Origin of the sequence: Mesorhizobium sp. WSM4976, assembly GCF_029625685.1 — a bacterium.
GTDB lineage: Bacteria > Pseudomonadota > Alphaproteobacteria > Rhizobiales > Rhizobiaceae > Mesorhizobium.
On sequence record NZ_JARTVT010000007.1, the window covers coordinates 189,705 to 213,950 of the forward strand.

23 protein-coding genes are annotated in these 24,246 nt (G+C 63.5%); 9 read left to right on the top strand and 14 right to left on the bottom strand.

Features of this window, described 5'->3' with window-relative positions:
* Positions 1–27: 27 nt before the first annotated feature.
* Entirely contained in the window at positions 28–1,677 is a 1,650-nt protein-coding gene (gene ettA, locus P9272_RS11050) for an energy-dependent translational throttle protein EttA (RefSeq protein WP_128256394.1), read from the bottom strand.
* A gap of 249 nt (positions 1,678–1,926) precedes the next feature.
* Between ettA and P9272_RS11055 the strand changes: the two genes are divergently transcribed.
* Positions 1,927–3,204, top strand: a complete 1,278-nt coding sequence (locus tag P9272_RS11055; RefSeq protein WP_278160566.1) for a GGDEF domain-containing protein — start codon at positions 1,927–1,929, stop codon at positions 3,202–3,204.
* A 15-nt stretch (positions 3,205–3,219) separates the two neighbouring features.
* On the opposite strand, the gene P9272_RS11060 is transcribed toward P9272_RS11055, so the two are convergent.
* Positions 3,220–4,224 carry a ribonuclease gene (locus P9272_RS11060; protein ID WP_278160567.1) on the bottom strand — a complete coding sequence of 335 codons (1,005 nt, stop codon included), beginning with the start codon at positions 4,222–4,224 and terminating at the stop codon, positions 3,220–3,222.
* Positions 4,225–4,416: 192 nt separating this feature from the next.
* On the opposite strand from P9272_RS11060, the gene P9272_RS11065 reads away from it, so the two are divergent.
* From P9272_RS11065 to P9272_RS11075, 3 genes are all read left to right on the top strand, one after another.
* Positions 4,417–5,349: an alpha/beta hydrolase gene (locus P9272_RS11065; protein WP_278160568.1), complete on the top strand. Its 933-nt coding sequence runs from the start codon at positions 4,417–4,419 to the stop codon at positions 5,347–5,349.
* Positions 5,350–5,530: 181 nt separating this feature from the next.
* Positions 5,531–6,703 (top strand): CaiB/BaiF CoA-transferase family protein, encoded by a 1,173-nt coding sequence (locus tag P9272_RS11070; protein ID WP_278160569.1) that lies wholly within the window; start codon positions 5,531–5,533, stop codon positions 6,701–6,703.
* Positions 6,700–8,349, top strand: a complete 1,650-nt coding sequence (locus P9272_RS11075; RefSeq protein ID WP_278160570.1) for a thiamine pyrophosphate-binding protein — start codon at positions 6,700–6,702, stop codon at positions 8,347–8,349. The genes P9272_RS11070 and P9272_RS11075 overlap by 4 nt, the downstream gene beginning before the upstream one ends.
* Positions 8,350–8,414: 65 nt before the next feature.
* Here P9272_RS11075 and P9272_RS11080 read toward each other — a convergent pair whose 3' ends face one another.
* The 5 genes from P9272_RS11080 to P9272_RS11100 form a co-directional block, all read right to left on the bottom strand.
* The gene (locus P9272_RS11080) at positions 8,415–8,852 is read right to left on the bottom strand and encodes a CHRD domain-containing protein (RefSeq protein WP_128256400.1); all 438 of its coding nucleotides are present in this window, start codon (positions 8,850–8,852) and stop codon (positions 8,415–8,417) included.
* Positions 8,853–9,017: 165 nt separating this feature from the next.
* A complete protein-coding gene (locus tag P9272_RS11085) occupies positions 9,018–9,989 on the bottom strand; it encodes an ABC transporter substrate-binding protein (protein ID WP_128256401.1) in 972 nt (323 codons plus the stop codon).
* 39 nt (positions 9,990–10,028) lie between these two features.
* Positions 10,029–11,183: an ABC transporter permease gene (locus P9272_RS11090; RefSeq protein WP_128256402.1), complete on the bottom strand. Its 1,155-nt coding sequence runs from the start codon at positions 11,181–11,183 to the stop codon at positions 10,029–10,031.
* Positions 11,180–12,058, bottom strand: coding sequence for an ABC transporter permease (locus P9272_RS11095; protein WP_278160571.1), 879 nt, complete (start codon positions 12,056–12,058; stop codon positions 11,180–11,182). The genes P9272_RS11090 and P9272_RS11095 overlap by 4 nt, the downstream gene beginning before the upstream one ends.
* A 351-nt stretch (positions 12,059–12,409) precedes the next feature.
* A complete protein-coding gene (locus P9272_RS11100; protein ID WP_042637335.1) occupies positions 12,410–13,201 on the bottom strand; it encodes an ABC transporter ATP-binding protein in 792 nt (263 codons plus the stop codon).
* A 113-nt stretch (positions 13,202–13,314) separates the two neighbouring features.
* On the opposite strand from P9272_RS11100, the gene P9272_RS11105 reads away from it, so the two are divergent.
* Positions 13,315–13,725, top strand: a complete 411-nt coding sequence (locus P9272_RS11105) for a cupin domain-containing protein (RefSeq protein WP_278160572.1) — start codon at positions 13,315–13,317, stop codon at positions 13,723–13,725.
* A 17-nt stretch (positions 13,726–13,742) separates the two neighbouring features.
* Here the strand turns inward: P9272_RS11105 and P9272_RS11110 are convergent, their stop codons facing one another.
* The 3 genes from P9272_RS11110 to P9272_RS11120 all read right to left on the bottom strand — a co-directional run bounded on the left by P9272_RS11110 (position 13,743) and on the right by P9272_RS11120 (position 16,890).
* The gene (locus P9272_RS11110; RefSeq protein WP_278160573.1) at positions 13,743–14,120 is read right to left on the bottom strand and encodes a hypothetical protein; all 378 of its coding nucleotides are present in this window, start codon (positions 14,118–14,120) and stop codon (positions 13,743–13,745) included.
* Positions 14,121–14,122: 2 nt separating this feature from the next.
* Complete coding sequence (gene hydA / locus P9272_RS11115; protein ID WP_278160574.1) at positions 14,123–15,574, bottom strand: dihydropyrimidinase; 1,452 nt, start codon at positions 15,572–15,574, stop codon at positions 14,123–14,125.
* A 65-nt stretch (positions 15,575–15,639) separates the two neighbouring features.
* Positions 15,640–16,890, bottom strand: a complete 1,251-nt coding sequence (locus tag P9272_RS11120) for a Zn-dependent hydrolase (protein WP_278160575.1) — start codon at positions 16,888–16,890, stop codon at positions 15,640–15,642.
* Between the two features lie 121 nt (positions 16,891–17,011).
* Between P9272_RS11120 and P9272_RS11125 the strand changes: the two genes are divergently transcribed.
* Entirely contained in the window at positions 17,012–17,650 is a 639-nt protein-coding gene (locus P9272_RS11125) for a TetR/AcrR family transcriptional regulator (protein ID WP_128256409.1), read from the top strand.
* A gap of 98 nt (positions 17,651–17,748) precedes the next feature.
* Here P9272_RS11125 and P9272_RS11130 read toward each other — a convergent pair whose 3' ends face one another.
* On the bottom strand, positions 17,749–19,077 hold the full coding sequence (locus P9272_RS11130) for an aspartate aminotransferase family protein (protein WP_128256410.1): 1,329 nt from the start codon (positions 19,075–19,077) through the stop codon (positions 17,749–17,751).
* 234 nt (positions 19,078–19,311) lie between these two features.
* Here P9272_RS11130 and P9272_RS11135 point away from each other — a divergent pair, with 234 nt between their 5' ends.
* Positions 19,312–19,941, top strand: a complete 630-nt coding sequence (locus P9272_RS11135; RefSeq protein WP_095769027.1) for a TetR family transcriptional regulator C-terminal domain-containing protein — start codon at positions 19,312–19,314, stop codon at positions 19,939–19,941.
* 310 nt (positions 19,942–20,251) lie between these two features.
* On the opposite strand, the gene P9272_RS11140 is transcribed toward P9272_RS11135, so the two are convergent.
* Positions 20,252–21,124: a helix-turn-helix transcriptional regulator gene (locus P9272_RS11140; RefSeq protein ID WP_278160576.1), complete on the bottom strand. Its 873-nt coding sequence runs from the start codon at positions 21,122–21,124 to the stop codon at positions 20,252–20,254.
* A gap of 103 nt (positions 21,125–21,227) precedes the next feature.
* Between P9272_RS11140 and P9272_RS11145 the strand changes: the two genes are divergently transcribed.
* Both P9272_RS11145 and P9272_RS11150 read left to right on the top strand, forming a co-directional pair.
* On the top strand, positions 21,228–22,073 hold the full coding sequence (locus P9272_RS11145) for an SDR family NAD(P)-dependent oxidoreductase (RefSeq protein WP_278160577.1): 846 nt from the start codon (positions 21,228–21,230) through the stop codon (positions 22,071–22,073).
* On the top strand, positions 22,070–22,792 hold the full coding sequence (locus P9272_RS11150; RefSeq protein WP_128256413.1) for an SDR family oxidoreductase: 723 nt from the start codon (positions 22,070–22,072) through the stop codon (positions 22,790–22,792). Before P9272_RS11145 ends, P9272_RS11150 begins: the two co-directional genes overlap by 4 nt.
* A 131-nt stretch (positions 22,793–22,923) precedes the next feature.
* On the opposite strand, the gene P9272_RS11155 is transcribed toward P9272_RS11150, so the two are convergent.
* Positions 22,924–23,382 (bottom strand): carboxymuconolactone decarboxylase family protein, encoded by a 459-nt coding sequence (locus P9272_RS11155; protein ID WP_128256414.1) that lies wholly within the window; start codon positions 23,380–23,382, stop codon positions 22,924–22,926.
* A 36-nt stretch (positions 23,383–23,418) separates the two neighbouring features.
* Complete coding sequence (locus tag P9272_RS11160; protein ID WP_278160578.1) at positions 23,419–23,937, bottom strand: Rrf2 family transcriptional regulator; 519 nt, start codon at positions 23,935–23,937, stop codon at positions 23,419–23,421.
* Positions 23,938–24,246: the final 309 nt, after the last annotated feature.

Consider the following 24,246-nt stretch of genomic DNA (forward strand, 5'->3'; position numbering starts at 1 on the left):
TCTGTTCGCCGCCCCTCGGGACCGATCTTACCGCGTCAGCCGCTTGTGAGTCATGCGGTGCGGGGTTGCCGCTTCAGCGCCGAGGCGACGCAGCTTGTCTTTCTCATATTCCTCGAAATTGCCCTCGAACCATTCGACATGCGCGTCGCCCTCGAAGGCGAGCATATGGGTGGCCATACGGTCGAGGAACATGCGGTCGTGGCTGATGATGACGGCGCAGCCGGCATAGGCTTCCAGCGCATCTTCCAGCGCGGCCAGCGTTTCGGTGTCGAGGTCGTTGGTCGGCTCGTCGAGCAGCAGCACATTGCCGCCGCCCTTCAGCATCTTGGCTAGATGCACGCGGTTGCGCTGGCCGCCCGACAGGTTGCCGACCTTCTGCTGCTGGTCGCCGCCGCGGAAGTTGAAGGACGAGCAGTAGGCGCGGCTGTTGACCTCGTGCTTGCCGAGCTTGATGACCTCGGCGCCGCCCGAAATCTCTTCCCACACCGTCTTGTTCGGTTCGAGCGCGTCGCGGCTTTGGTCGACATAGCCGAGCTTGACCGTCTCGCCGATGCGGATCGAGCCGGCATCCGGCTTTTCCTGCCCTGTGATCATCTTGAACAGCGTCGTCTTGCCGGCGCCGTTCGGGCCGATCACGCCAACGATACCGCCCGGCGGCAGCTTGAACGACAGGTTCTCGATCAGGAGCTCGTCGCCAAAGCCCTTGTTGAGCCCTTCGACCTCGATGACGACGTTGCCGAGGCGCTCGCTCGCCGGGATGACGATCTGCGTGTCGGTCGGTTTGCGGTTTTGCGACTGCTCGACCAATTCCTCATAGGCCTTGATGCGCGCCTTCGACTTGGTCTGGCGCGCCTTGGGCGAGGACTGGATCCACTCGCGCTCGCGCCAGATCGACTTCTGACGGGCATCGTCCTCGCGCCCTTCCTGGATCAGGCGCTTGGCCTTGGCGTCGAGATATTTGGTGTAATTGCCCTCATAGGGGATGCCGCGGCCGCGATCGAGCTCGAGGATCCAGCCTGTGACATTGTCGAGGAAGTAGCGGTCGTGGGTGATGATCAGCACCGAGCCCGGATAGTCGCGCAGATGCTTTTCCAGCCACTGCGTGGTCTCGGCGTCGAGATGGTTGGTCGGTTCGTCGAGCAGCAGCAGGTCGGGCTGTTCAAGCAGCAGCCGGCAGAGCGCGACGCGGCGACGCTCACCACCCGACAGGTTCGTCACCTCGGAATCCGGAGGCGGGCACTGCAGCGCATCCATCGCCATCTCGACCTGTTGTTCGAGGTCCCAAAGATTGAGGCGGTCCATTTCGTCCTGGAGCTTGGCCGACTCATCGGCCGTCTCGTCGGAATAGTTCATCATCAGCTCATTGTAGCGCTCGATGATGGCGGTCTTCCTGGCGACGCCGTCCATGACGTTTTCACGCACAGTCTTGGTGTTGTCGAGCTGCGGCTCCTGCGCCAGGTAGCCGACGGTCGCGCCTTCTGCCAGCCAGGCCTCGCCCTGGAACTCCTTGTCGAGCCCGGCCATGATGCGCAGGATCGTCGACTTGCCCGAGCCGTTGGGGCCAAGGATGCCGATCTTGGCGTCCGGATAGAAGGACAGATGAACATTATCGAGCACCTTCTTGGTGCCATAGGCCTTCGACAGGCCTGACATGTGATAGATGAATTGGCGAGCCACGCGCGCTTTCCCTGGAAACTGAAGTGTCAAAGTGAATGGGGGTTGCGCGCTATGTAGGCGATGAAGCGCCGCACGGCAATCGCTTTCGGCGCGCCGACGGCCAATCCGCGCGCAGTCGGCCGTTTGCGCCCCCAACCTCGCCCACATCTTTTCGCTGCCGCCCGCGACAAAATCAGTGGTTAACCATTCGCCTTCAAAACGCTAATAGGTTGGGCGGCCCTGCCGTGCTTGCGAGGAAAGATCGACGACGTGTTGAACGCTGCCCTGCTCCTTGCCGAAGCGGTTCTCTATTTCGGCGCCATGGTCACGCTCTTCCGCTTCCGGCGCCGCATCGGGCTTGGCGTGTTCATCTGCGCGCTCGGCGTCATGCATTTCCTGGAAACCTATCTCGCTAGCGTCTTTTATGTCGCGCTGCCGTTCGGGCTGGTGTCGCCGGGCTCCGCCGTGCTCTTCTCGGGCAAGCTGGTGATGATCCTCCTGCTCTACATGAAGGAGGATGCCGCGACCGTACGCCAACCGATCTATGGCCTTTTGCTTGGCAACGCGCTGATGATTGGCCTGGTGCTGATCCTGCGGCTGCACGCCGTTTCGCCGCTTCCCGACGGCAGGATGCCCAACATCGCCTTCATCGACGAGATGGGCTGGCTGATGGTGTGGGGCACCTCACTGCTCTTTATCGACGCCATCCTGATCATCCTGCTCTACGAGAAGCTCGGCGCCTATCTGCGTGCGAGGCCGTTCATGCGCATCATCGCATCGGTCGCCTGTGTGCTCACCTTTGATCAGGCAGGCTTCTTCACCGCGCTGCATTTCGTCGCCGGGGCGCCGGTCGAGGTCTTCTTCGGCGGCTGGTTCGCCAAGATGGGCGCGGCACTCGCCTATAGCGGCATGCTCGTCGCCTATCTCAAATGGGTCGAGGACAATGATGTCGCCGTGCCGCGCGGCCTCTCCGACATCTTCGACACCCTCACTTATCGCGAACGCTATGAGGCCCTGGTCAAATATGTCGGCCGCGATGGTCTGACCGGCCTGCTGCATCGCGGCAGCTTTGATGCCGACGGCGAATCCGCGGTCACGGCCGCCATCAGGATGGGCAAGCCGCTAAGCCTTCTTATCGTCGACGTCGACCATTTCAAGTCGATCAATGACCGCTTCGGCCACGCCGAGGGTGACAAGGTGTTGAAAGCGATGGCCATGCTGCTGGCCGAGACGATCGGCGGCAACGATCAGGTGTTCCGGATCGGCGGCGAGGAATTCGCCATACTGACACAACAGTCGCACGCGCCTGCCAGGCTGCTCGGCGAGACCATCAGAAACGCCACCAAGACCTCGGCGCACACCGCTCGCTTCAACATTACGGTGAGCGTCGGCGTCTCCACCGTCAGCGACACGACGCGCTCCCTGGCCGACATTTTCGCGCTGGCCGACCAGCGTCTCTACAAGGCCAAATCGAGCGGCCGCGACCGCGTGATCGGCGAGCCAGGCAGCGAGCCGATCATCATCCAGGCGACGCCCAGATCGGCCTGATCAAACACGGCTCGCCTATTGGAATCCGATCGGGTCGACCGTGCCCTTCGGGCAGCCGGCCTTGGTCGTCGGCGCCGAAGCCATCAGGAGATCGGCAAGCTTGCTATCCGGACCGATCGGGCCGGACAGGCCGAGCGTCAATTCGCCGATCAGGCGGCGGCCGCTCGACGGGTCGACAAGGCAGGATACGCGCACGCGGTCGCCGGCGCCCGCGCCGAAGGCCGTGTTGAAGGCACCGCGGATTTCGTCCGAGGTCAGTTGCTTGCCGATGTTCTTGGTGAAGAGATCGCGCACCGCCGAGGCGTTCACCGCCCGCATCAGATTGAGGGCGTCGGAGAAATACTCTTGCTGGCTCTTGCCGTAGCAGGTCCCGTGCTTGATCCATTCGTGCCGGTCCAGCTTGGAGGCAGTGCCCGGCATCACCTGGTCGAGCTCGGCGCGTGTGTTGGCATCGAGATTGACCGGCGGAAGATCTCCCCAATGCGCCGGTTTGTCATTGGCTTTGTCGGCCGCCGACACCTGGCAATAGAAATTGCTGTTCGGCTGTGGCCACAGCCCGTGCAGCGTAAAGTGAGAGGCGTCGAACTCGCTGGGGTTCTGTGCCTTGCATTCGGGCTTACTCGCTTGGGTCTCGCAGAATGCCGGCTGCCAGCTTATGGCAAAGACATATTCGGGTTTCCCGGAGGCAGACGACGGCTTGGACTGGCCGGAAGGCGCCGGGGTCGCCGCGCCGCCGCCGGTAACGTGGCCGCAGCCGATCTTCACCCAGCGCCGCTCGGGATCGGCGCCCGGCACCTGGATGAGATAATGGGTGGGATCGTCCTTGTTGCCGGCAAGAAGCTCATAGCCCTTCCCGGCCTCGGTGGAGATGTTGCCGGGATTCTTGCCGTTCCTGATTGCCTGCGTCGCTGGACAGGCGCTGTCGGCAACGAACGTTCCGCTCATCTTCACGTCCGCATGCGCCGCGCCGGCATCGGCCAGAGCCAGCACCATCGAACCCCACAATGCCCAAACCCGCATTCCCGCTCTCCCGGCGATCCTTGTCCCGTATTGGATTCGTCACACTAGAACAGGCGACGTGTCAGAATTGCGATCTTTTTCACCGCGCGAGCAACAATCCCCAACTGAGCGCTCCATCGGCGTGTTCGCAAGCGCGCTCATCCACTTGACGCCGGCAAAGCCCTCGCCCAACAGTCGCCGAGGGAGCGAGACATGCCATTTGACAAGCAGGCCGGGCTGGCCTCACCGACCGGAGCCGAGCTCAACCTTTATGTGAAGGAAGCCGCGGGACATCCGCGCGCGGTGGTCCAAATCAACCATGGCCTGGCCGAGCATGCTGCGCGCTACGCCGGATTTGCCGATTGCCTCGCGCCGCGCGGTTTCCACGTCTACGCCCACGACCATCGCGGTCATGGCGCGACGAAGGCGCCCGACGCGCCGCTCGGCAAGTTTGCCGATAGCGACGGCATCGCCAAGGTGATCGCCGATGTCGACGCGGTCCACGATCTGATCGCGGCCAATCATCCGGGCTTGCCGGTGATCGTTTTTGGACATTCTCTGGGCGCCTCGATCGCGCTGAACTTTGTGCTACGCCATTCCGGACGGATCCATGCGGCGGCGATCTGGAACGGCAATTTCTCGCAAGGCCTTCTCGGCCAATTGGCACTGCTCATCCTAGGCTGGGAGCGCATGCGGCTGGGCTCCGACGTGCCGTCGCGCCTTCTGCCCAAGCTCACTTTCCAGGCTTGGGGGAAGGCGGTGCCCCAACATCGCACCCTGTTCGACTGGCTGTCGCGCGACCCTGCCGAGGTCGACAAATATATCGCCGATCCGCTCTGCGGCTGGGACGCCTCGATCTCGATGTGGCGCGATGTCGTCAACATGGCACAGTACGCCGGCAAGGACTCCTGCTTCGCCGGAGTTCGGCGCAACCTCTTCGTCAATCTTGTCGGTGGCGAAAAGGATCCGGCATCGGATTACGGCAAGGCTGTCAATCACCTGGCAAAGCGCATGCGGGCAATGGGTTTTTCGAATCTGGTTTCAAAGGTTTACGCCGAGACCCGCCATGAAAGCCTGAACGAGATCAACCGCGACACCGTCATGAACGATTTTGCCGCCTGGGCCGACAGCGTCCTGAAGTCCTGATCCGGCGTGGCCTATCGCATGGGCCGTGACACGGCCGATGCAGGTTGCTAGAGGCTGCGCTTAGTTAGGGCAATTCCAGGCAAAGAATGAGCGGTTTTCCGTCCGGAATTGCGTCAAAAGATAAAATAGAGCGCGTCGCCGTTTCTGCGAAACCGTGAAACGCTCTAGAACACGGTGATCCATGGCAGAACCTCCGCTGAAAGGCATCCGAGTTATCGAACTCGCCCGCATCTTGGCCGGTCCCTGGGCCGGGCAATTGCTGGCCGATCTCGGCGCCGATGTCATCAAGGTCGAGAGCCCGGACGGCGGCGACGATACGCGCAAATGGGGTCCGCCCTTCGTCATGAGCCATGACGGCGAGAATCTTTCGGCCGCCTATTACCACTCCTGCAATCGGGGCAAGCGTTCCATCGCCGTCGACTTCTCCAAGCCCGAGGGCGCCGAGACGCTGCGCAAGCTGGTCGCCACCGCCGATGTGCTGATCGAGAACTTCAAGCTCGGCGGCCTCAAGAAATACGGCCTCGACTATGAAAGCCTGAAGGCGATCAACCCGCGCCTCGTCTATTGCTCGATCACCGGATTCGGCCAGGACGGTCCCTATGCGCCGCGCGCGGGCTACGATTTCATCATCCAGGCCATGGCTGGCATGATGTCGATCACCGGCGAGCCGGGCCGCGAGCCGCAGAAGGCCGGCGTCGCCATCTCCGATCTCTTCACCGGGCTTTATTCCGTGATCGCCATCCAGGCAGCACTTCGCCATGCCGAAAAGGCCGGCGAGGGCCAGCATATCGACATGGCCCTCTACGACAGCCAGATCTCGGCGCTCGGTAACCAGAACCTCAACTATCTGGTCTCCGGCAAGTCGCCGGTACAGATGGGCAATGCGCATATGAACATCGCCCCTTATGAGGTGATGCCGGTCAGGGACGGCCATATCATCCTGGCCGTCGGCAATGACGGCCAGTTCGGCAAGTTCTGCGCAGTGGTCGGCCTCGCCGATCTGCCCGCCAATCCGGATTTCGCCACCAACCCCGCGCGGGTCGCCAATCGCGCGAAGCTGCGCGAACGGATCATCGAGACCCTCGCTGCTTGGGATCGCGATCCGCTTCTGGCGAAGCTGGAGGCGGCGGGCGTGCCGGCGAGTCCGATCAACACGATCGGCCAGATGTTCGCCGATCCGCAGACGATCGCGCGCGGCATGCGGCTTGACCTCGACGACGGCCATGGCAACCGCCTGCCCTCGGTGCGCGCGCCGATGGTGATGTCGGGCACGCCGCTCGTCTATGAGCGCCCCTCGCCGCGCCTTGGCGAGCACACGCAAGAAATCCTTGCCGAACTGGAGAGATCAAGATGAAGACCGGCGGACAACTGATCGTCGAGGCGCTCGAGGCGAACGGCACCGACCGCATCTTCTGCGTTCCGGGCGAATCCTATCTAGCGGTGCTTGACGCGCTGCATGACTCCTCGATCCGCACCATCGTCTGCCGTCAGGAGGGCGGCGCCGCGATGATGGCCGACTGCCAGGGCCGGCTGACCGGCAAGCCCGGCATCTGCTTCGTCACCCGCGGCCCCGGCGCCACCAACGCCTCGGCCGGCATCCATATCGCGATGCAGGATTCGGTGCCGATGATTCTATTCATCGGCCAGGTCGCCAGTCACGCCAAGGAACGTGAGGCCTTCCAGGAGGTCGACTACAAGCGTTTCTTTGGCGACATCGCCAAATGGGTGGTCGAAATCGACGATGCCGCACGCATCCCGGAATTCGTCACCCGCGCCTATGCGGTGGCCACTTCGGGCCGCCCCGGGCCGGTGGTCATCTCGCTGCCCGAGGACATGCTGACCAGCGAAGTCGAGGCGCCGGCAGCCCTTCCCCACACGCCGGTCGAGACGAGCCCCGGCGAAGCCGAGCTCGATGCGCTGCAGATGCTGCTTGGCAATGCAAAGCGGCCGTTCGTCATCCTCGGCGGCACGCGCTGGGACGAGGAAGCCGTGGCACGAATCCGCGCGATTGCCGAGGCGTGGTCGCTGCCCGTCGGCTGCTCCTTCCGCCGCCAGATGCTGTTCGACCATCTCCATCAGAACTATGCCGGCGATGTCGGTATCGGCATCAATCCGAAGCTCGCGGAGCGGATCAAGCAGGCCGACGTCGTGCTTTTGATCGGCGGACGCCTGGGCGAGATGCCGTCTTCCGACTACACGCTGCTGAAGAGCCCCTACCCGGACCAGACGCTGGTGCATGTCCATGCCGACGCCGGCGAGCTCGGCCGCGTCTACCGGCCGACGATAGCCATCAATGCCTCGCCCGCTGCCTTTGTGAAGGCCTTCGCCAAACGCAAGCCCGCCGTTCGCCCTTCCTGGGCGGCCGAGGCGGAAAAGGCGCATGCCGCTTATCTCGAATGGTCGACGCCGCCGCAGACCGGCCCGGGCGCCGTGCAGATGGGCCCGATCATCGAGCATCTGGGAAAGGTCCTGCCGGAGGACGCCATCCTCACCAACGGCGCCGGCAACTACGCCACCTGGGTGCATCGCTTCTACCGCAACCGCCGCTTCGGCACGCAAGCGGCGCCCACCTCTGGCTCGATGGGCTACGGCACGCCGGCCGCGGTCGCCGCGAAATCATTGTTCCCGGATCGCACCGTGGTCGCCTTCGCTGGCGACGGCTGCTTCCTGATGAACGGCCAGGAGTTCGCGACGGCGGTCCAGTATGACCTGCCGATCATCGTGATCGTCGTCAACAACGGCATTTACGGCACCATCCGCATGCATCAGGAGCGGGAATATCCGAGCCGCGTCGTCGCCACCGAATTGAAGAACCCGGACTTTGCCGCACTTGCTCGCGCCTATGGCGGCCATGGCGAGACGGTCGAGAAAACCGCCGACTTCGCGCCGGCCTTCGAACGCGCCCGCACCAGCGGCAAGCCGGCGATCGTCGAGATCAAGCTCGATCCCGAGGCGATCACGCCGACCCGCACGCTGACGCAGATCCGTAACAAGAGCTGAGGAAAAGGGCGGCTCACCGCCCCTTTTGTCGAAAGAAAGGGCGCTTGACGCCCCCCTTTCCTCGTCTACATCGCCTTCTCGATCTGGCCGCGGATCTCGCCGTCCTTATTCTTGGCCGTGTGGATGTTGACGTAATATTTACCAGCTTCAAGGTCGGCCGCCTGCGCGTCGGTCAGCGTCGCCGATCCCTTGATCGGGCTCTTCAGCTTCTTGAACGGGATGACCGGGTCCGCATTCGCGCCCATATCGGCCGGGCCGTGGATGTGAGCTCCTACGGCAGGCCCACTGAGGCCGGAATATTTCACGTTCCAACTGAGCTTCTTGCTAGTGGTGTCGAAAGTGAGTGTAGCGGTTCCCTTGCCCTTGGTGGTCACGGGCGGGCTTTGCTGGCTGCCATCGAGCGTCGCCTTGAATTTCATCGTCTCGGCCATGGCAGGCGATGCGATGAGGAAGGCGGTCGAAACGGCCAAAGCCGAAAGCATTGGCACGGATAGGATGCGCATGAAGAACCTCCGTTGGTTGCAGCATCCTTCGCGGCTCCCCGACGCGCGGATGCGCCAATCAACGATTGGGTGGCCGGATGTATCCCGGCACACGATTATTTTACCGCAAATACGAAAAAGGGGCGGTCGCCCGCCCCTTTCCACCTTCCGCGTTGAGAGCGGGGCCTACTTGATCGCCTTGTCGGTGATCGCGGTGGTGTAGGCGCCGCTTGCCTCCTTGCTGATGATCTTCTGGTCGAGCAGCGCCTTGGCGGTGCGCTCGTAAGCGGCGGGGATCAGCTTGCCGTCGGCATTGTCGATCAGCTTGGCCACTTCCTTCATCATGAACTTCTGGTGGTTCTCGTCCTGGCCGCCGGCGTCGACGACGATCTCCGCCGCCTCGTCGGTGTTCTCGGTGGCGTATTTCCAGCCCTTCATCGAGGCGCGCACGAAGCGCACCATCTTGTCCTCGAAGGCCGGGTCCTTGAGCTTGTTCTCGAGCGTGTAGAGCCCGTCTTCCAGAAGGTCGTTGCCCATGGCCGAGTAGTTGAAGACGATCAGGTCTTCCGGCTTGTAGCCGGCATCCAGCACCTGGCCGTATTCATTATAGGTCATGACCGAGATGCAGTCGGCCTGCTTCTGGATCAGCGGCTGTACGTCAAAGCTCTGCTTGAGCACGGTGACGCCGTCCGGGCCGCCATCGGTCTTGAGACCGATCTTGTTCATCCAGGCGTAGAAGGGATATTCGTTGCCGAAGAACCAGACGCCGAGCGTATGGCCCTTGAAGTCGGCTTCCGTCTTGATCGGCCCGGCCTTGGGGCAGACCAACTCCATGCCGGCCTTCTTGAACGGCTGGGCGATGTTGACGAGCCCCACGCCCTTGTCTCGGGCGGCGAGCGCGCCACCCATCCAGTCGACGATGACATCGGCGCCGCCGCCGGCGATCACCTGCTCGGGCGCTATATCCGGGCCGCCCGGCTTGATGTCGACGTCGAGGCCTTCGGCGTCATAGAAGCCCTTGGCCTTGGCGACATAATAGCCGGCGAACTGGGCCTGCGTGACCCATTTCAATTGCAGTGTCACCTTGTCGGCGGCCATCGCCTGGAAGGCGGCCAGCGACATGGCGCCGGCCAAAGCAGAAATCAGCAGTCTTTTCATGTTGTTACCCTCTGAAGTTAGTGCCCAAACCCACCGCCCCTATCCACCTCGGACAGAGGGATGCCAAAACGTGACGGCTCTCTCGATGAGAGCGACCACGCCATAAAAGACCGAACCCGCCAGTGCTGCAACTGCGATTTCGGCCCACACCATGTCGATGTTCATCCGCCCGACTTCCGTCGAGATGCGGAATCCCATGCCGACCACTGGCGTGCCGAAGAACTCCGCGACGATGGCGCCGATCAGCGCCAGCGTCGAGTTGATCTTCAGCGCATTGAAGATGAACGGCATTGCCGCCGGCAGCCTGAGCTTGAGCAGCGTCGGCCAATAGCCCGACGCATAAGTGCGCATCAGGTCGCGCTCCATATGCCCGGAGGCCGCCAGTCCCGCGACCGTGTTCACCAGCATAGGGAAGAAGGTCATGATGATGACCACTGCCGCCTTGGACGGCCAGTCGAAGCCGAACCACATCACCATGATCGGTGCCACGCCGATGATCGGCAGAGCCGAGACCATGTTGCCGATCGGCAGCAGCCCGCGTCGCAGGAAAGGCACGCGGTCGGCGAGGATGGCGACGACGAAGCCGGCGAGGTTGCCGACGACATAGCCGATCAGCACCGCCTTGAAGATCGTCTGCCGCACATCCGAGCCCAGGATCGGCAGCGAGTTGGCGATCCGCGCGCCGATGGCGCTTGGCGGCGGCAGAAGAATAAAGGGAATGCCGGCGCCGCGCGTCACCGCTTCCCAGATGATCAGGATCCAGGCGCCGAAGATCGCCGGGATGATCAGCCGCAAGGCGTTCCTTGCGGCGCTCTCGCTCGGACGCAATGAGGAGAGCAAGGCTACGCAGCGCCAGGCAAGCAGCCAGGCCGTGGCAAGCAGCAGGAAATACGGCGCCAGCGCCGTTCCTTCGAAACCGGCTATGCCCTTGATCAGCAGCCAGGCCGCGGCATGGGCGCCGACGAACAGGACGATGGCTTCAACAATCGGGGTAAGCTTCACCATCGAGACCAGGGCAGCGATCAGCAGCAGCCCGATGATCAGGCCTTTCGCGCCCATATAGGGATAGGCAATTGCCGCCGTCGGCTGCGCCAAAGCCGCGGCTTCGGGTTTCGACATCGCGCCGAGCGCAAAGGCGGTGAGGCAAAGCAGGATTGCCAGCACGGCTTGCCAGGACGGTTTCATCCAGGTCATGCCCGCCTCCCGCCCATGGCGCGGTCGACGAAGCGTCCAGCGATTCCGACCGCCATCACCAGCAGCGCCGCGACGATTGAGCCTGCGACCAAAGCCGACCAGATATCGATCGTCTGGCTGTAATAGGCGCCGGCGAGCAGCTTCGCGCCGATGCCGGCGACGGCGCCCGTCGGCAGCTCGCCCACGATGGCGCCGACCAGGCTTGCCGCCACCGCCACCTTCATCGAGGTGAACAGAAACGGCACCGAGGCCGGCACGCGCAGTTTCCAGAAGGTCTGCGAGGCGCTGGCATTGTAGGTATGCATCAGGTCGAGATGCATGAGCTCGGGCGAACGCAGGCCTTTCACCATGCCCACGGCGACTGGGAAGAACGACAGATAAGTCGAGATGAGCGCCTTGGGGATCAGGCCGGTGATGCCGATCGCCGCCAGCACCACTATGATCATCGGCGCCACCGCCAGGATCGGAATGGTCTGCGAGGCGATGATCCAGGGCATCAGGCTGCGGTCGAGCGTCGCCACATGCACGATGCCGACGGCAATGACGATGCCGAGCCCGGTGCCGAAGGCAAAGCCGAGCAGCGTCGAGGAGAGCGTCACCCAGGCGTTGTAGACCAGACTGCGGCTTGAGGTGACGGACCGCAAAAAAGTGTTCTCGAAGAAATTCACCGCCACCTGGTGCGGCGCCGGCAGCGTCGGCTTCGGCTGCGACAGCGTCTTGCCGATGAACTCAACGGTGCCCGGCGTCTCATTGCCTCGTTGATCAAGATCGCGCTGGAACGGCGCGTTGAGGATGACGGCAAAGACGTACCAGAGCACCACCACGCCGGCGAGGATGGTGGTGACGGGGATGATTTTCGAGCGGAAGGAGTCCATTAACGCGGCTCCCCTCCTCTCCCCCACGGGGAGAGGGTGGCCGGAGCGAAGCGAAGGCCGGGCAGCTTGGACTGGGGTGCCGTGACGTACCCGCTCTTCGTCATCCTAGGGCGGAGCAAGGAGCGAAGCGACGCAGCGCAGACCCTAGGATCCATGCCATTACCTGGACGCTCCGCATCGGTCCAGAATAAGACTCCTTGCGTTCTGCGGCGGTTAGCGACCATTCTGCACCGTTTGGACCCTTCGGCCGACGTCACGGCATGGATCCTAGGGTCTGCGCTCCGCTTCGCCTCGCTCCGCCCTAGGATGACGAAGGCGTGGCGGCCTCGTCCGCACTCATTCGCCCTCCCCTCAGTCATCATAGCTGTGCCCAGCCCTCAGGCCGTCGCGCACACGCGCGGCGATCGCCAGGAATTCCGGCGTCTCGCGGATGTCGAGCGGCCGCTCCTTCGGCAGCGTCGATTCGATGATGTCGGTGACGCGGCCCGGCCGCGGCGACATCACCACGATGCGCGTCGACAGATACACCGCCTCGGGAATCGAATGGGTGACGAAGCAGATCGTCTTGTTGGTCCGCGCCCAAAGGTCGAGAAGCTGCTCGTTCAGATGGTCGCGCACGATCTCGTCCAGCGCGCCGAACGGCTCGTCCATCAACAAAAGGTCCGCGTCGAATGCCAAGGCGCGTGCGATCGAGGCGCGCTGCTGCATGCCGCCGGAAAGCTGCCAGGGATATTTCTTCTCGAAGCCCGAGAGGTTGACCAGCGCCAGCGTGCGCTTGATGCGCTCAACCTGCTCGGCCTGGGATAGGCCGATGATCTCCAGCGGCAATCCGACATTGCGCTCGATGGTGCGCCATGGAAACAGGGCCGCCGCCTGGAAGACATAGCCGTAGGCGCGCTTCTCGCGCGCCTGCTCGGGTGTCATGCCGTTGACGGAGATCGTTCCGGATGTCGCTCTTTCCAGATCGGCGATGACGCGCAGCAAAGTCGTCTTGCCGCAGCCGGACGGGCCGATGAAGGAGACGAACTCGCCCTTGCCGATGGTAAGATCGACATTGGACAGCGCCTGCACGGGACCGTCATTGGTCTGGAAGGTGAGGCCGAGCTTGCTTGCCGAAACGACGGCTGGCGGCTGTTCGCTCATTGGCTGCTACCTGCCTTTCGCAGCCGCTGCCGCACCGTCCGAAATCCGGTTGATTTTGTAATAGTCTTGCTTTCCACTCGTCCTGTCCCACTCGATCGACGCCGCCCGGAGCCTTGCCGATGTCGCCTAAACCCACCTGTCATCTCGTTCGCCCCGAAAGCACCTACCAGGGCAAGCAGGGGCTGAGCTATTTCGCCGGCATCGCCGCCGAGACCGTCGGCTCTTCCGGCATCTGCATGCATCTTCTCACCATGCCGCCCGGCGCCCGCGCCAAGGCGCACATGCATGAAAGCCACGAGACGGCCATCTACGTGCTCTCGGGCGAAGTCCACACCTGGTATGGCGACCGGCTCGAACACCACATCATCGTCAAGGCCGGCGACCTCTTCTACATTCCAGCCGGCGTGCCGCATCTGCCGGCCAATCTGAGCGGGGCGCCGTCTTCCGCGGTCATCGCCCGCACCGATCCCAACGAACAGGAAAGCGTCGTCCTGCTGCCGGAACTGGATGGACTTGTCGCGTGACCCTGACGGGATGGCCGTCATTTGCATCGCGCGACTTCGCCCATCACATTGCCGTCCTCGTCGGCCACCACCAGCTTCTTCGCATTCTTCGCGCTGCGCTTGATGGCGAACTTGGTCGGCGCCTGTCCCTCTTCGCCCTCCGCCTCGCATTTTGCCGTCACCACCAGCGATCCGTCGGCCTGGGCCTGCTTGTCGCTGAAGGTGCAGGCACTGGCCGCCGTGATCAGTTCCTTGTCGGTGAGGAGCAGCATCTTGTCGGCGGCCACTTGCTGACCGTTCCGGTTGATGCAGCCATATTTGTCGCCGTACGGCTTGGAGAGGTCGATGCCGGCCGCGAGCGTCTGGCCGGCAGACAGCATCGCGGCCGCCGCGATCGCAAGGTGAAGCGCCCGCATGATCAGACCCCGGTTGCCGGGATGCCGGTGCGCTCCACCTTGCGCGGCGCGGAAATTTCCTTCCAGGTTGACAGCGCCCGGTTGACCGCGGCGTTCGGCTCACGGGCGACGAACTCGCCATGGCCGGCCTTGGCCTTGACGTCCGCTTCCTCGATCGAGAGTTCGCCGCGCGAGAAGACGAAGCGCGGCAGCCCGGTCACCTCGAAACCTTCGAAGACGTTGTAGTCGATCACCGACTGCTGCTTCTTGGCCGAGATCGTCTTTTTGCGCTTCGGATCCCACACGATAATGTCGGCGTCGGCGCCTTCGACGATCGCGCCCTTCTTCGGATACATGTTGAGGATCTTGGCGATGTTGGTCGAGGTCACCGCGACGAACTCGTTCATCGTCAGGCGGCCGGTGTTGACGCCAGTGGTCCACAGAACCGGCAAGCGGTCCTCGAGCCCTCCGGTGCCGTTCGGGATCTTGGTGAAGTCGCCGATGCCGTTGCGTTTCTGCTTGGTGGTGAAGGAGCAGTGGTCGGTCGCCACCACCTGCAGCGAGCCGGCCTGCAGACCTGCCCAGAGCGAATCCTGATGCCACTTGCTGCGGAAGGGCGGGCTCATAACGCGGCGCGCAGCATGGTCCCAGTCCTTGTTGAAATATTCGGTCTCGTCGAGCGTCAGGTGCTGGATCAGCGGCTCACCGAACACGCGCATGCCCTTCTGCCGGGCGCGGCGGATCGCCTCGTGGCTCTGCTCGCAGGAGACATGCACGACATAGAGCGGCACGCCGGCCATGTCGGCGATCATGATGGCCCGGTTTGTCGCCTCGCCTTCCACCTCGGGCGGGCGCGAATAGGCGTGCCCCTCAGGGCCGTTGTTGCCGGCGGCCAGAAGCTTTTGCGAAAGCGCGGCCACCACATCGCCGTTCTCGGCATGAACGAGCGGCAACGCGCCGAGGTCGGCGCAACGCTGGAACGACGCATACATCTCGTCGTCGTCCACCATCAGCGCGCCCTTATAGGCCATGAAGTGCTTGAACGAGGTGATGCCCCTGTCGACCACCGTCGCCATCTCGTCGAACACCTGCTTGCCCCACCAGGTGATCGCCATGTGGAAGGAATAGTCGCACGACGCCTTCGAGGTCTTGTTGTCCCACATCTGCAGCGCTTCCAAGAGCGACTGCTGCGGCGCCGGGAGGCAGAAATCGACCACCATCGTCGTGCCGCCCGACAGCGCGGCGCGCGTGCCTGATTCGAAATCGTCGGCCGAATAGGTGCCCATGAAAGGCATTTCGAGATGGGTGTGCGGGTCGATGCCGCCCGGCATGACATAGCAGCCGGTGGCGTCGAACTCGTGGTCGCCATGCAGATTGGAGCCGATGGCGACGATCTTGCCGTGCTGCATCAGCACGTCCGCCTTCCACGTGCGGTCGGCCGTCACGACGATGCCGTTTCGGATGACTTTGGTCATATCTGTTCCCCTGTTCTTTCGCGCTTCTTTGCGAGCGGCGTTGCGAGGTGATTTGGTCTAGTCGGTCACTCGACGATCCCCGCCGTTTCGACCACCGCGTGGAACAGCACGTCGGCGCCCGCCGCGGCCCATTCCTTGGAGATTTCCTCGGCCTCGTTGTGGCTGAGACCGCCCACGCAGGGGCACATCACCATGGTCGCGGGCGCGACCTTGGCCGCCCAGCAGGCATCGTGGCCGGCGCCCGAGATGATGTTCATGTGGCTGTAGCCCAGCTTTTCGGCGGCTGTGCGCACGCGGCCGACCAGCGTCGGATCGAAGGTTATCGGATCGAAATGGCCGACCGCCTCGACCGAGCACTTGACTCCGAGCGCCTCGCAGATCTTCGGCGCTTCCTTCTCGATGCGCGCGCGCATGCCGTCGAGCTTCGCCTGATCCGGCGAGCGGATGTCGACGGTGAAGACGACGGTGCCCGGCAAAACGTTGCGCGAATTGGGCGAAAACTTCACCTGCCCGACGCCGCCGACGGCGCCAGGCTGGTTTTCCATGGCCACCGCCTGCACCATCTCCAGGATGCGGGCCATGGCGAGGCCGGCATTGACGCGCATGTTCATCGGCGTCGAGCCGGTATGCGCCTCCTTGCCCGTCAGCGTGAATTCCAGCCACCACAGGCCCTGGCAGTGCGTCACCACGCCGATCTGCTTGTTCTCGGCCTCCAGGATCGGCCCCTGCTCGATGTGGTACTCGAAATAGGCATGCATCTTGCGCGCGCCGACCTTCTCGTCGCCAACCCAGCCGATCCGCTTCAGCTCGTCGCCGAAGGTCAGGCCGTCCAGATCCTTGCGGGCATAGGCATAGTCCTGCGTATGCACGCCGGCGAACACGCCGGAGGCAAGCATGGCCGGCGCGAAACGCGCGCCCTCCTCATTCGTCCAGTTGGTGACGACGATCGGATGTTTCGTCTTGATGCCGAGATCGTTGAGCGAACGCACAACTTCGAGGCCCGAGAGCACGCCAAGCACGCCGTCATACTTGCCGCCGGTAGGCTGCGTATCGAGATGGGAGCCGACATAGACCGGCAGCGCGTCCGGATCGGTGCCTGGGCGCGTCATGAACATGGTGCCCATCTGGTCGACACCCATCGAGAGCCCGGCCGCATCGCACCAGGACTTGAAAAGCGCGCGGCCCTCCTTGTCGGAATCGGTGAGCGTCTGGCGATTGTTGCCGCCGGCGATGCCGGGGCCGATCTTCGCCATCTCCATCAGGGAGTCCCACAAGCGGTCTGAATTGATTCGCAGATTCTCGCCGGGCGCGGCCATTTGCGGTTCCCATTTACATCCGGGGTCTTGTCGCCCCTTGAGTGGTTTGCATCCTGACCGTATGGTCAGCTTTCAGACTACACAAGCTGACCAAGCGGTCAACGAGAATCTTGGGGGAGACATGACCGAATCCACCCGTCCGATGCGGCGCCAGGACATAAGGCGGGAGAATGAAAAGGCCATTCTGCTCGCCGCCGAAAAGGTGTTTGCGGAGGCCGGATTCGGCGGCGCCACGATGCAGCTGATCGCCGATCTGGCGGGGCTGCCAAAGGCAAATCTCCACTATTATTTCGCCACCAAGGAAGAGCTCTACCGGTCCGTCGTCCAGAACATTTTCGAGATCTGGCTGCAGGCGGCCAATTGCTTCGACGCCGCGCGCGGGCCGATAGACGGTATCAGCGCCTATATCGACGCCAAGATGGAAATATCGCGCCGCCACCCCGACGGATCCAAGGTCTGGGCCTCGGAAGTGATGCACGGCGCGCCGGTGCTGCAGGACTATATGGAATCGATCCTGCGCGAATGGACCGACGGCCGCGTCGAGATCATCAGGCGCTGGATCGAGGAAGGCAAGATGGACCCGGTGGATCCGCGGCATCTGCTCTACATGCTTTGGGCCACGACCCAGCATTACGCCGATTTCGGCCACCAGATCGAGACGCTGAACGGCGGCAAGCCGCTCTCGGACCGGCAATGGCGGGAAGCCAAGGAGAACATCAAGCGGGTGATCCTGACCGGCATCGGCGCGCAGCCTGCCTGAATTGCACCGCTGTCGAGGCCGGCGCATCTCCGCCGACCTCGCCCAGCCCGCTTCACGGACACCCTCCCCTCGACGGAAAGGATGTCCGCGCCGGCCTGTCAGTCGATCGACCTCAGCACATCGCGAACGTGGTCGATCAGCTCGTTGATCTGGCCCTTGGTGATGATCAGCGGCGGCGACAGCGCGATGATGTCGCCGGTGGTGCGGATCAGCGCGCCGCGCTCGAAGGCCTTCACGAAGGCCGAGAACGCACGCTTGGTCGGGCTGCCGGCGATCGGCGCCAGCTCGATCGCGCCGATCAGGCCGATGTTGCGGATGTCGATGACATGTGGCTCGCCCTTGAGCGAATGCAGCGCGTCTTCCCAGTAAGGCGCCAGCTCCTCGCCGCGGGTCAGAAGGCCCTCTTCCTTGTAGGTGTCCAGCGTGCCGAGCGCGGCGGCGCAGGCGATCGGATTGCCCGAATAGGTATAGCCGTGGAAGAACTCGATCATGTGCTCCGGGCCGGTCATGAAGGCGTCGTGAATTTCCTTCTTCACGAACACCGCGCCCATCGGGATGACGCCGTTGGAGACGCCCTTGGCGGTGGTCATGATGTCAGGGGTGACGCCGAAATAGTCCGCCGCGAACGGCGCGCCGAGGCGGCCGAAGCCGGTGATCACTTCATCGAAAATCAACAAAATGCCGTGCTTCGTGCAGATTTCCCGAAGCTTCTGCAGATAGCCCTTTGGCGGCAGGATGACACCGGTGGAGCCGGCGACCGGCTCGACGATGACGGCCGCGATGGTCGAAGCGTCATGTAGCGCAATCAGCCGCTCGAGATCGTTCGCTAATTCCGCGCCATGCTCCGGCACGCCCTTCGAGAAGGCGTTCTTCTCCGGCAGGTGCGTGTGCGGCAGATGGTCGACGCCGCCGAGCAGCGTGCCGAACATCTTGCGGTTGGAGACGATGCCGCCGACCGAGATGCCGCCGAAATTGACGCCGTGGTAGCCGCGCTCGCGACCGATCAGCCGGGTGCGCGAGCCCTCGCCCCTGACACGGTGGTAGGCGATCGCCATCTTGAGCGCGGTCTCGACCGATTCCGAACCGGAATTGGTGAAGAAGACATGGTCCATGCCTTTCGGCGCGATGTCGACCAGCCGGTTCGCCAGTTCGAACACGATCGGGTGGCCCATCTGGAAGGCCGGCGCATAATCGAGCTCGGCGGCCTGGGTCTGGATCGCCTCGGTGATCTTCGGCCGGCAATGGCCGGCGTTCACGCACCACAGGCCAGCGGTGCCGTCGAGCACCTTGCGGCCGTCGCTGGTCGTGTAATGCATGTCCTTGGCGGACACGAACATGCGCGGCGCCTGCTTGAACTGCCGGTTTGCCGTGAACGGCATCCAGAATGCGCTGAGATCGTTCGGCGTGACTTTCAGCCGGTTGGACATGACCAAGACTTCCCCTTGTAACCTGTTTCGATTCGGCCAACGCTTGGTCTTCGCTGCATTTTCGTGCTACGCAAATTTTGACCGGTTGGACAAACGTTAGCGCCGCCTGTCGGCGGTCAGGAGATTACTAGCGGAAATGCGGCATCAAAGGCGCGCTCCACAGCCCAAGGAAAAACTGGTCCAGACAATTGGTCCAGACGGTGACCGAAGCGGACTGCGAGGATGACCGACACAATGGAAGGCTCCGCTCCCCGCCGCACCCGCATCCAACAGGAAAAGCGCGAACTGATCCTCGAAGCCGCGCTCGAAGTCTTCTCCGCCAATGGTTTTCGCGGCTCGACAATCGACCAGATCGCCGAAGCCGCCGGCATGTCGAAGCCCAATCTTCTCTATTACTTCCGCCGCAAGGAGGACATCCACGAGACGTTGATGCAGCGCTTGCTCGACACCTGGCTGGCGCCGTTGCGTGAGCTTGACGACATTGGCGACCCGCTGACGGAGCTCAGGAGCTATATTCGCAGGAAGCTGGAGATGGCGCGAGACTTCCCGCGCGAAAGCCGGCTCTTCGCCAACGAGATCCTGCAAGGCGCGCCGCGTATCAAGCCAATGCTGGAGGGCGAGCTGAAGACGCTGGTCGACGAGAAGGCCGCCGTCATCAAAGGCTGGATGCGCGCCGGCAAGATCGCCCGCACCGACCCCTGGCACTTGATCTTCTCGATCTGGGCGACGACGCAGCACTATGCCGATTTCGATGTCCAGGTGCGCGCCGTGCTCGGCGCCGACCGCGGCGGCGACGGCCGCTTCGAGGACGCGGCAAGGTTCCTGGAGCAGTTGTTCCTGGATGGGTTGAAGCCGAAGGGGTAGCGTCGACAAGATGGCTTAGCGGGTGCGACCCGTCCATCATCCGCTTGTTGCCGACCTTGGAGACTGGCCGAGGCGTCTATCACTTCGTCATCTACGGGCGAAGCGGACGAGGAGACCCGAGGATCCATTCCGTTACCTTGATCGATGGGCGCAGCGGAGCAGAATTCTGCACCGCAGAAGCGCGTTGAAGTCACGGAATGGATCCTCGGGTCTGCGCTGCGTCGCTGCGCTCCTTGCTCCGCCCGTGGATGACGAAGTGATGGGCTTGCCGCTGCCTCTTTCGGACGGCTCCGCCTGCCACCAATCGACCTTACGCGCTGCGCCGCTCAGCCGTCTGCGCATCCAAGAGCTTGCTCAATTTCGCGACCGAGTTCTGCTCGGCGAGCGGTGTGTAGACGATCAATCGCATGTCTGAGCCGTCATCGATCGACAGACTCATATGCTCGAACGTCATCGCGCCGGCGATCGGATGGCGCAGATGCTTGAGGCCGGAAAGCCGGTGCACGACGTCGCGCTGCGGCCACCATTCGCGGAACTCCGGACTTGAGCGCATCATCAGCCCGATCAGCCTCTCGAAATCCGGATCGCCGGTGTATTTCGCGCTCTCGGCGCGGAACGCGGCAAGTGTTGCGCGCGCCAACTGCTCCCAGTCCACCAAAAGGTGCCGCCGGTGCGGATCGGTGAAGACGCCGTGGAGGATGTTGCGAGCGTCGCCCTCCAACAGGCCGTAATCGCCGAAAATGGCGACGGCCGCGTCGTTCCAGGCCAGCACATCCCAGCGCGGCCCCACGACATAGGCGGGCTGCAGCACCAAGCTGTGCAACATATGCAGCAACGGCCCTTCGACCTTTGTCTGCACGATGCACCGCCGCTCGGGCTGCTGGCGGCCAGCGAGCGTGAACAGATGCCGCTGCTCGGCGGCGTCGAGCCGCAGGGCCTGGCATAGCGCCGACAGCACCTCGACCGAGGGCCGCACGTCCCTGCCCTGCTCAAGCCAGGTGTACCAGGTCGTGCCGACGCCGGCGATCATAGCCACTTCCTCGCGCCTCAAGCCCGGCGTGCGCCGCCGCGCGCCGCAAGCGATGCCGGCGGCATCAGGCGAAAGCCGCTCGCGGCGCGAACGCAGGAAGGCGCCGAGCTCGCGCCGGCGGTGATCTTCAGGGGAATGGGCGATGGCATCCATGCGCCTATTATAGCAGTACTGATACCAGCATAAAGTTTGAACTGTTTGAGATACGCGCAGTGTCCCATCTTTGCGTTCAGAGCAGCGCAAGGAGGCTCTGAACATGGAACTCAAGGACAAGACAATTCTCGTCACCGGCTCGACCGACGGCGTCGGCCGTGTGGTCGCCGAAAGGCTCGGCGCCGCCGGCGCCAGCGTGCTGGTGCACGGCCGCGACGAAGGCCGCGGCAAGGTGACAGTCGCCGCCATCGAGGCCAAGGGCGGCAAGGCGGAATTCCTCGCCGCCGACCTCGCTTCGCTGGCCGATGTGCGCCGGCTCGCCGAAGCCGTACGGACAAGGACCGACCGGCTCGACATCCTGATCAACAACGCCGGCGTCGGCACCGGCGGCCAAAGCGCCAAACGGCAAGTGAGCGCAGACGGCTATGAGCTGCGTTTCGCCGTCAACTATCTCGCCGGCTTCCTGCTGACGTCAGAGCTCTTGCCTTTGCTCAAGGCAAGCGCGCCGGCGCGCATCGTCAACGTCGCCTCGGCAGGCCAGCAGGCGATCGATTTCGATGATGTCATGCTGACGCATGGCTACAGCGGCGTGCGCGCCTATTGCCAGAGCAAGCTGGCGCAGATCCTGTTCACCGTCGATCTGGCAGAACAGCTCGAAGGCACCGGCATCACCGTCAACGCCCTGCATCCAGCAAGCTACATGGACACCACCATGGTCCGGCAGGCCGGTGTCACGCCATGGAGCTCGGTCGAGACCGGCGCCGACGCCATTCTCAACCTCGCGGTCTCCACCGCTCTCGAAGGGCGCAGCGGCCGCTATTTCGACGGCCAGCGAGAATCGCGCGCCGATGCCCAGGCCTATGACGAAAAGGCCCGCCGCCGATTGCGGGCGCTGAGCCTCGAATTGACCGGACAATCTTCTGCAACATCCAAGGAACAGCACTTATGAGTGAGATCATCGAACACTGCGTCATCATCGGCGGCTCATCCGGTATTGGCCTTGCCACGGCCAAAAAGCTGGTCAGCCCGGGCATGAAAGTGACGATCACCGGCCGCAACGAGGAAAAACTTAAGGCTGCGTGGAAGAGCTTGGGCGGCTCAGCCGACAAGGCAGCGTTCGACGCCGGCAATCCTGATGAAGTACAGCGGTTTTTCAAAGACCTCGGGCCGTTCGATCACCTGGTTCTCGCCGCAAGCGGCGGCAAGGGGTTGGGACCGTTCGCGACGCTCGACCTCGCTGATATCGGCAGCGGCGTCGACGAGAAGATCCGGCCGCAATTGTCCTGTCTGCAGGCGGCCCTGCCGACCCTGAACAAGGCCGGATCGGTCACTTTCATCTCGGCCGTCTCGGCGCAGATCGCGACGCCCGGCATCGCCGGCATCGGCGCCATCAACGGCATGCTCTTGACCGTCGCGCCGATCCTTGCGGTCGAGCTGAAGCCGTTGCGCGTCAACGTCGTGGCGCCCGGCGTCATCGACACGCCTTGGTGGGATTTCTTGCCGGGCGACCAGCGGCAGGCGGTGTTTGCCGAATATGCCGGCAAGACGCCGGTCGGCCGCATCGGCCGCGCCGAGGATGTCGCCGAGGCGATCGCCTTCCTGGTCTCCAACGGCTTCATGACCGGCCAGGTGCTGACCTGCGACGGCGGGCTGCGGTTCGCGGCCTAGCCCGGAGGCTCCCGGCCGCAGCAGCGCAGCCGCTCACAGCATCTTCGCAATCAGCGGCAGGAAGCCTCGGCCCAGCGTCATTGAACGAAAAAGCGTGGGCCCGTCACAGGCCCACGCTGCCGCTGGATAAATCAGGCGGCCTTGGCGGCCGGCATTGGATGAATGGCATGGAACGGAACGCACAGCCGGTTCCAGGTGTTGATCATGCCGAGCGCGACAGAGAGCTTGACCAGCTCCTCTTCCGAGAAATGCTCGAGAGTGCTGGCATAGAGTTCGTCCGACACGCCGTTGTCTGCGATCAGCGTGACGGCCTCGGTCCATGCGAGGGCGGCGCGCTCACGCTCTGAAAACAGCGGCGATTCCTTCCAGGCGGCGACGAGATAAAGCCGCGTCTCGGTCTCGCCGTCGCGCCTCGCCTCCCGGCTGTGCATCTCGACGCAATATGAGCAGCCATTGATCTGAGAAGCCCTGAGCTTGATCAGGTGCAGCAGGCTGACCTCAAGCCCGCACTCGTCGACGGCCTTATTGAGCGCCGACACCGCCTTCATGATCTCGGGCGCCTTGGCAAAGAACTGCAATCTCTGTTTCATCGTCTTTCCTTCCAGTGTTTTTGGCAGGTTAGGGGTCTAGATCTGCTTGGATGAAGCGGATTTCTGTGGCCGCTGGTGTCGCTCAACGAAGGCGCAGCTCGCGGCATAGGATCGCGGATCGCCTTCAGCCGCGTATTCCGCCACGATGTCGGACAGCTTCACTTCGGCGAGCGCCGCCCGATAGGCGCGCTCCGCCTTGAGCATCGCGGCATTGATGCCGCAGGGTTTGACATAGGCCGAGGCATCGATCTTGACCGGGCCACGCTGGCGGATTTCGCCGCAGCGGAAGGCAGGCTCCCTGCCCTCGACGGCCAGCACGATATCGAGCAGCGTGATACGTTCCGCCGCCCGCGCCAGCCTGTAACCGCCCGCCGGCCCCGGCACCGATTCCAGGACGCGCGCCGCCGTGAGCTGGTTCAGATGTTTCAACAGATAGCTCGGCGACAGCCCAAAACACTCCGCGAGAGCCGCGCCGGGCATGGTGCTGTTGCCATCGACGCTGGCCAGCGTCGACGCGCAGTGGATGGCCGCCTCAACGCCATCGCCCAGTTTCATGGTGCCGATCTCCTATTCATGGATATATTTTATCGTGGATATATTTTATCTGCAATAGAAAAATGAAAATTCCCGACCATTCGCAACGGCAATGTGAGGAAGAACGGCGCCTTCGCAGGACTTGGGTTCCTCGCACCCCGCAAAGCGGGGGAGAGGCGGGCCCGCGCGGCCGGGGCGGGGGGGGGGGGGCCGCGGGGGGGCCCGGGGCGCGGGGGGGGGGGGGGGGGGGGGGGGGGGGCGGGGGGGGGGGGGGGGGGGGGGAGGGGGGGGGGGGGGTGGGGAGGGGGGGGGGGCGGGGGGAGGGGGGGG

Excerpts from the sequence above, each read along its gene's own strand:
- P9272_RS11120 (WP_278160575.1), bottom strand. The coding sequence starts at position 16,890 with ATGGCCGCGCCCGGCGAGAATCTGCGAATCAATTCAGACCGCTTGTGG.
- P9272_RS11100 (WP_042637335.1), bottom strand. The coding sequence starts at position 13,201 with ATGAGCGAACAGCCGCCAGCCGTCGTTTCGGCAAGCAAGCTCGGCCTC.
- P9272_RS11130 (WP_128256410.1), bottom strand. The coding sequence starts at position 19,077 with ATGTCCAACCGGCTGAAAGTCACGCCGAACGATCTCAGCGCATTCTGG.
- P9272_RS11095 (WP_278160571.1), bottom strand. The coding sequence starts at position 12,058 with ATGGACTCCTTCCGCTCGAAAATCATCCCCGTCACCACCATCCTCGCC.
- P9272_RS11145 (WP_278160577.1), top strand. The coding sequence starts at position 21,228 with ATGGAACTCAAGGACAAGACAATTCTCGTCACCGGCTCGACCGACGGC.
- P9272_RS11080 (WP_128256400.1), bottom strand. The coding sequence starts at position 8,852 with ATGCGCATCCTATCCGTGCCAATGCTTTCGGCTTTGGCCGTTTCGACC.
- P9272_RS11065 (WP_278160568.1), top strand. The coding sequence starts at position 4,417 with ATGCCATTTGACAAGCAGGCCGGGCTGGCCTCACCGACCGGAGCCGAG.
- P9272_RS11085 (WP_128256401.1), bottom strand. The coding sequence starts at position 9,989 with ATGAAAAGACTGCTGATTTCTGCTTTGGCCGGCGCCATGTCGCTGGCC.
- P9272_RS11090 (WP_128256402.1), bottom strand. The coding sequence starts at position 11,183 with ATGACCTGGATGAAACCGTCCTGGCAAGCCGTGCTGGCAATCCTGCTT.
- P9272_RS11110 (WP_278160573.1), bottom strand. The coding sequence starts at position 14,120 with ATGCGGGCGCTTCACCTTGCGATCGCGGCGGCCGCGATGCTGTCTGCC.
- P9272_RS11150 (WP_128256413.1), top strand. The coding sequence starts at position 22,070 with ATGAGTGAGATCATCGAACACTGCGTCATCATCGGCGGCTCATCCGGT.
- P9272_RS11155 (WP_128256414.1), bottom strand. The coding sequence starts at position 23,382 with ATGAAACAGAGATTGCAGTTCTTTGCCAAGGCGCCCGAGATCATGAAG.
- P9272_RS11075 (WP_278160570.1), top strand. The coding sequence starts at position 6,700 with ATGAAGACCGGCGGACAACTGATCGTCGAGGCGCTCGAGGCGAACGGC.
- P9272_RS11135 (WP_095769027.1), top strand. The coding sequence starts at position 19,312 with ATGGAAGGCTCCGCTCCCCGCCGCACCCGCATCCAACAGGAAAAGCGC.
- P9272_RS11160 (WP_278160578.1), bottom strand. The coding sequence starts at position 23,937 with ATGAAACTGGGCGATGGCGTTGAGGCGGCCATCCACTGCGCGTCGACG.
- P9272_RS11070 (WP_278160569.1), top strand. The coding sequence starts at position 5,531 with ATGGCAGAACCTCCGCTGAAAGGCATCCGAGTTATCGAACTCGCCCGC.
- P9272_RS11125 (WP_128256409.1), top strand. The coding sequence starts at position 17,012 with ATGACCGAATCCACCCGTCCGATGCGGCGCCAGGACATAAGGCGGGAG.
- hydA (WP_278160574.1), bottom strand. The coding sequence starts at position 15,574 with ATGACCAAAGTCATCCGAAACGGCATCGTCGTGACGGCCGACCGCACG.
- P9272_RS11060 (WP_278160567.1), bottom strand. The coding sequence starts at position 4,224 with ATGCGGGTTTGGGCATTGTGGGGTTCGATGGTGCTGGCTCTGGCCGAT.
- P9272_RS11140 (WP_278160576.1), bottom strand. The coding sequence starts at position 21,124 with ATGGATGCCATCGCCCATTCCCCTGAAGATCACCGCCGGCGCGAGCTC.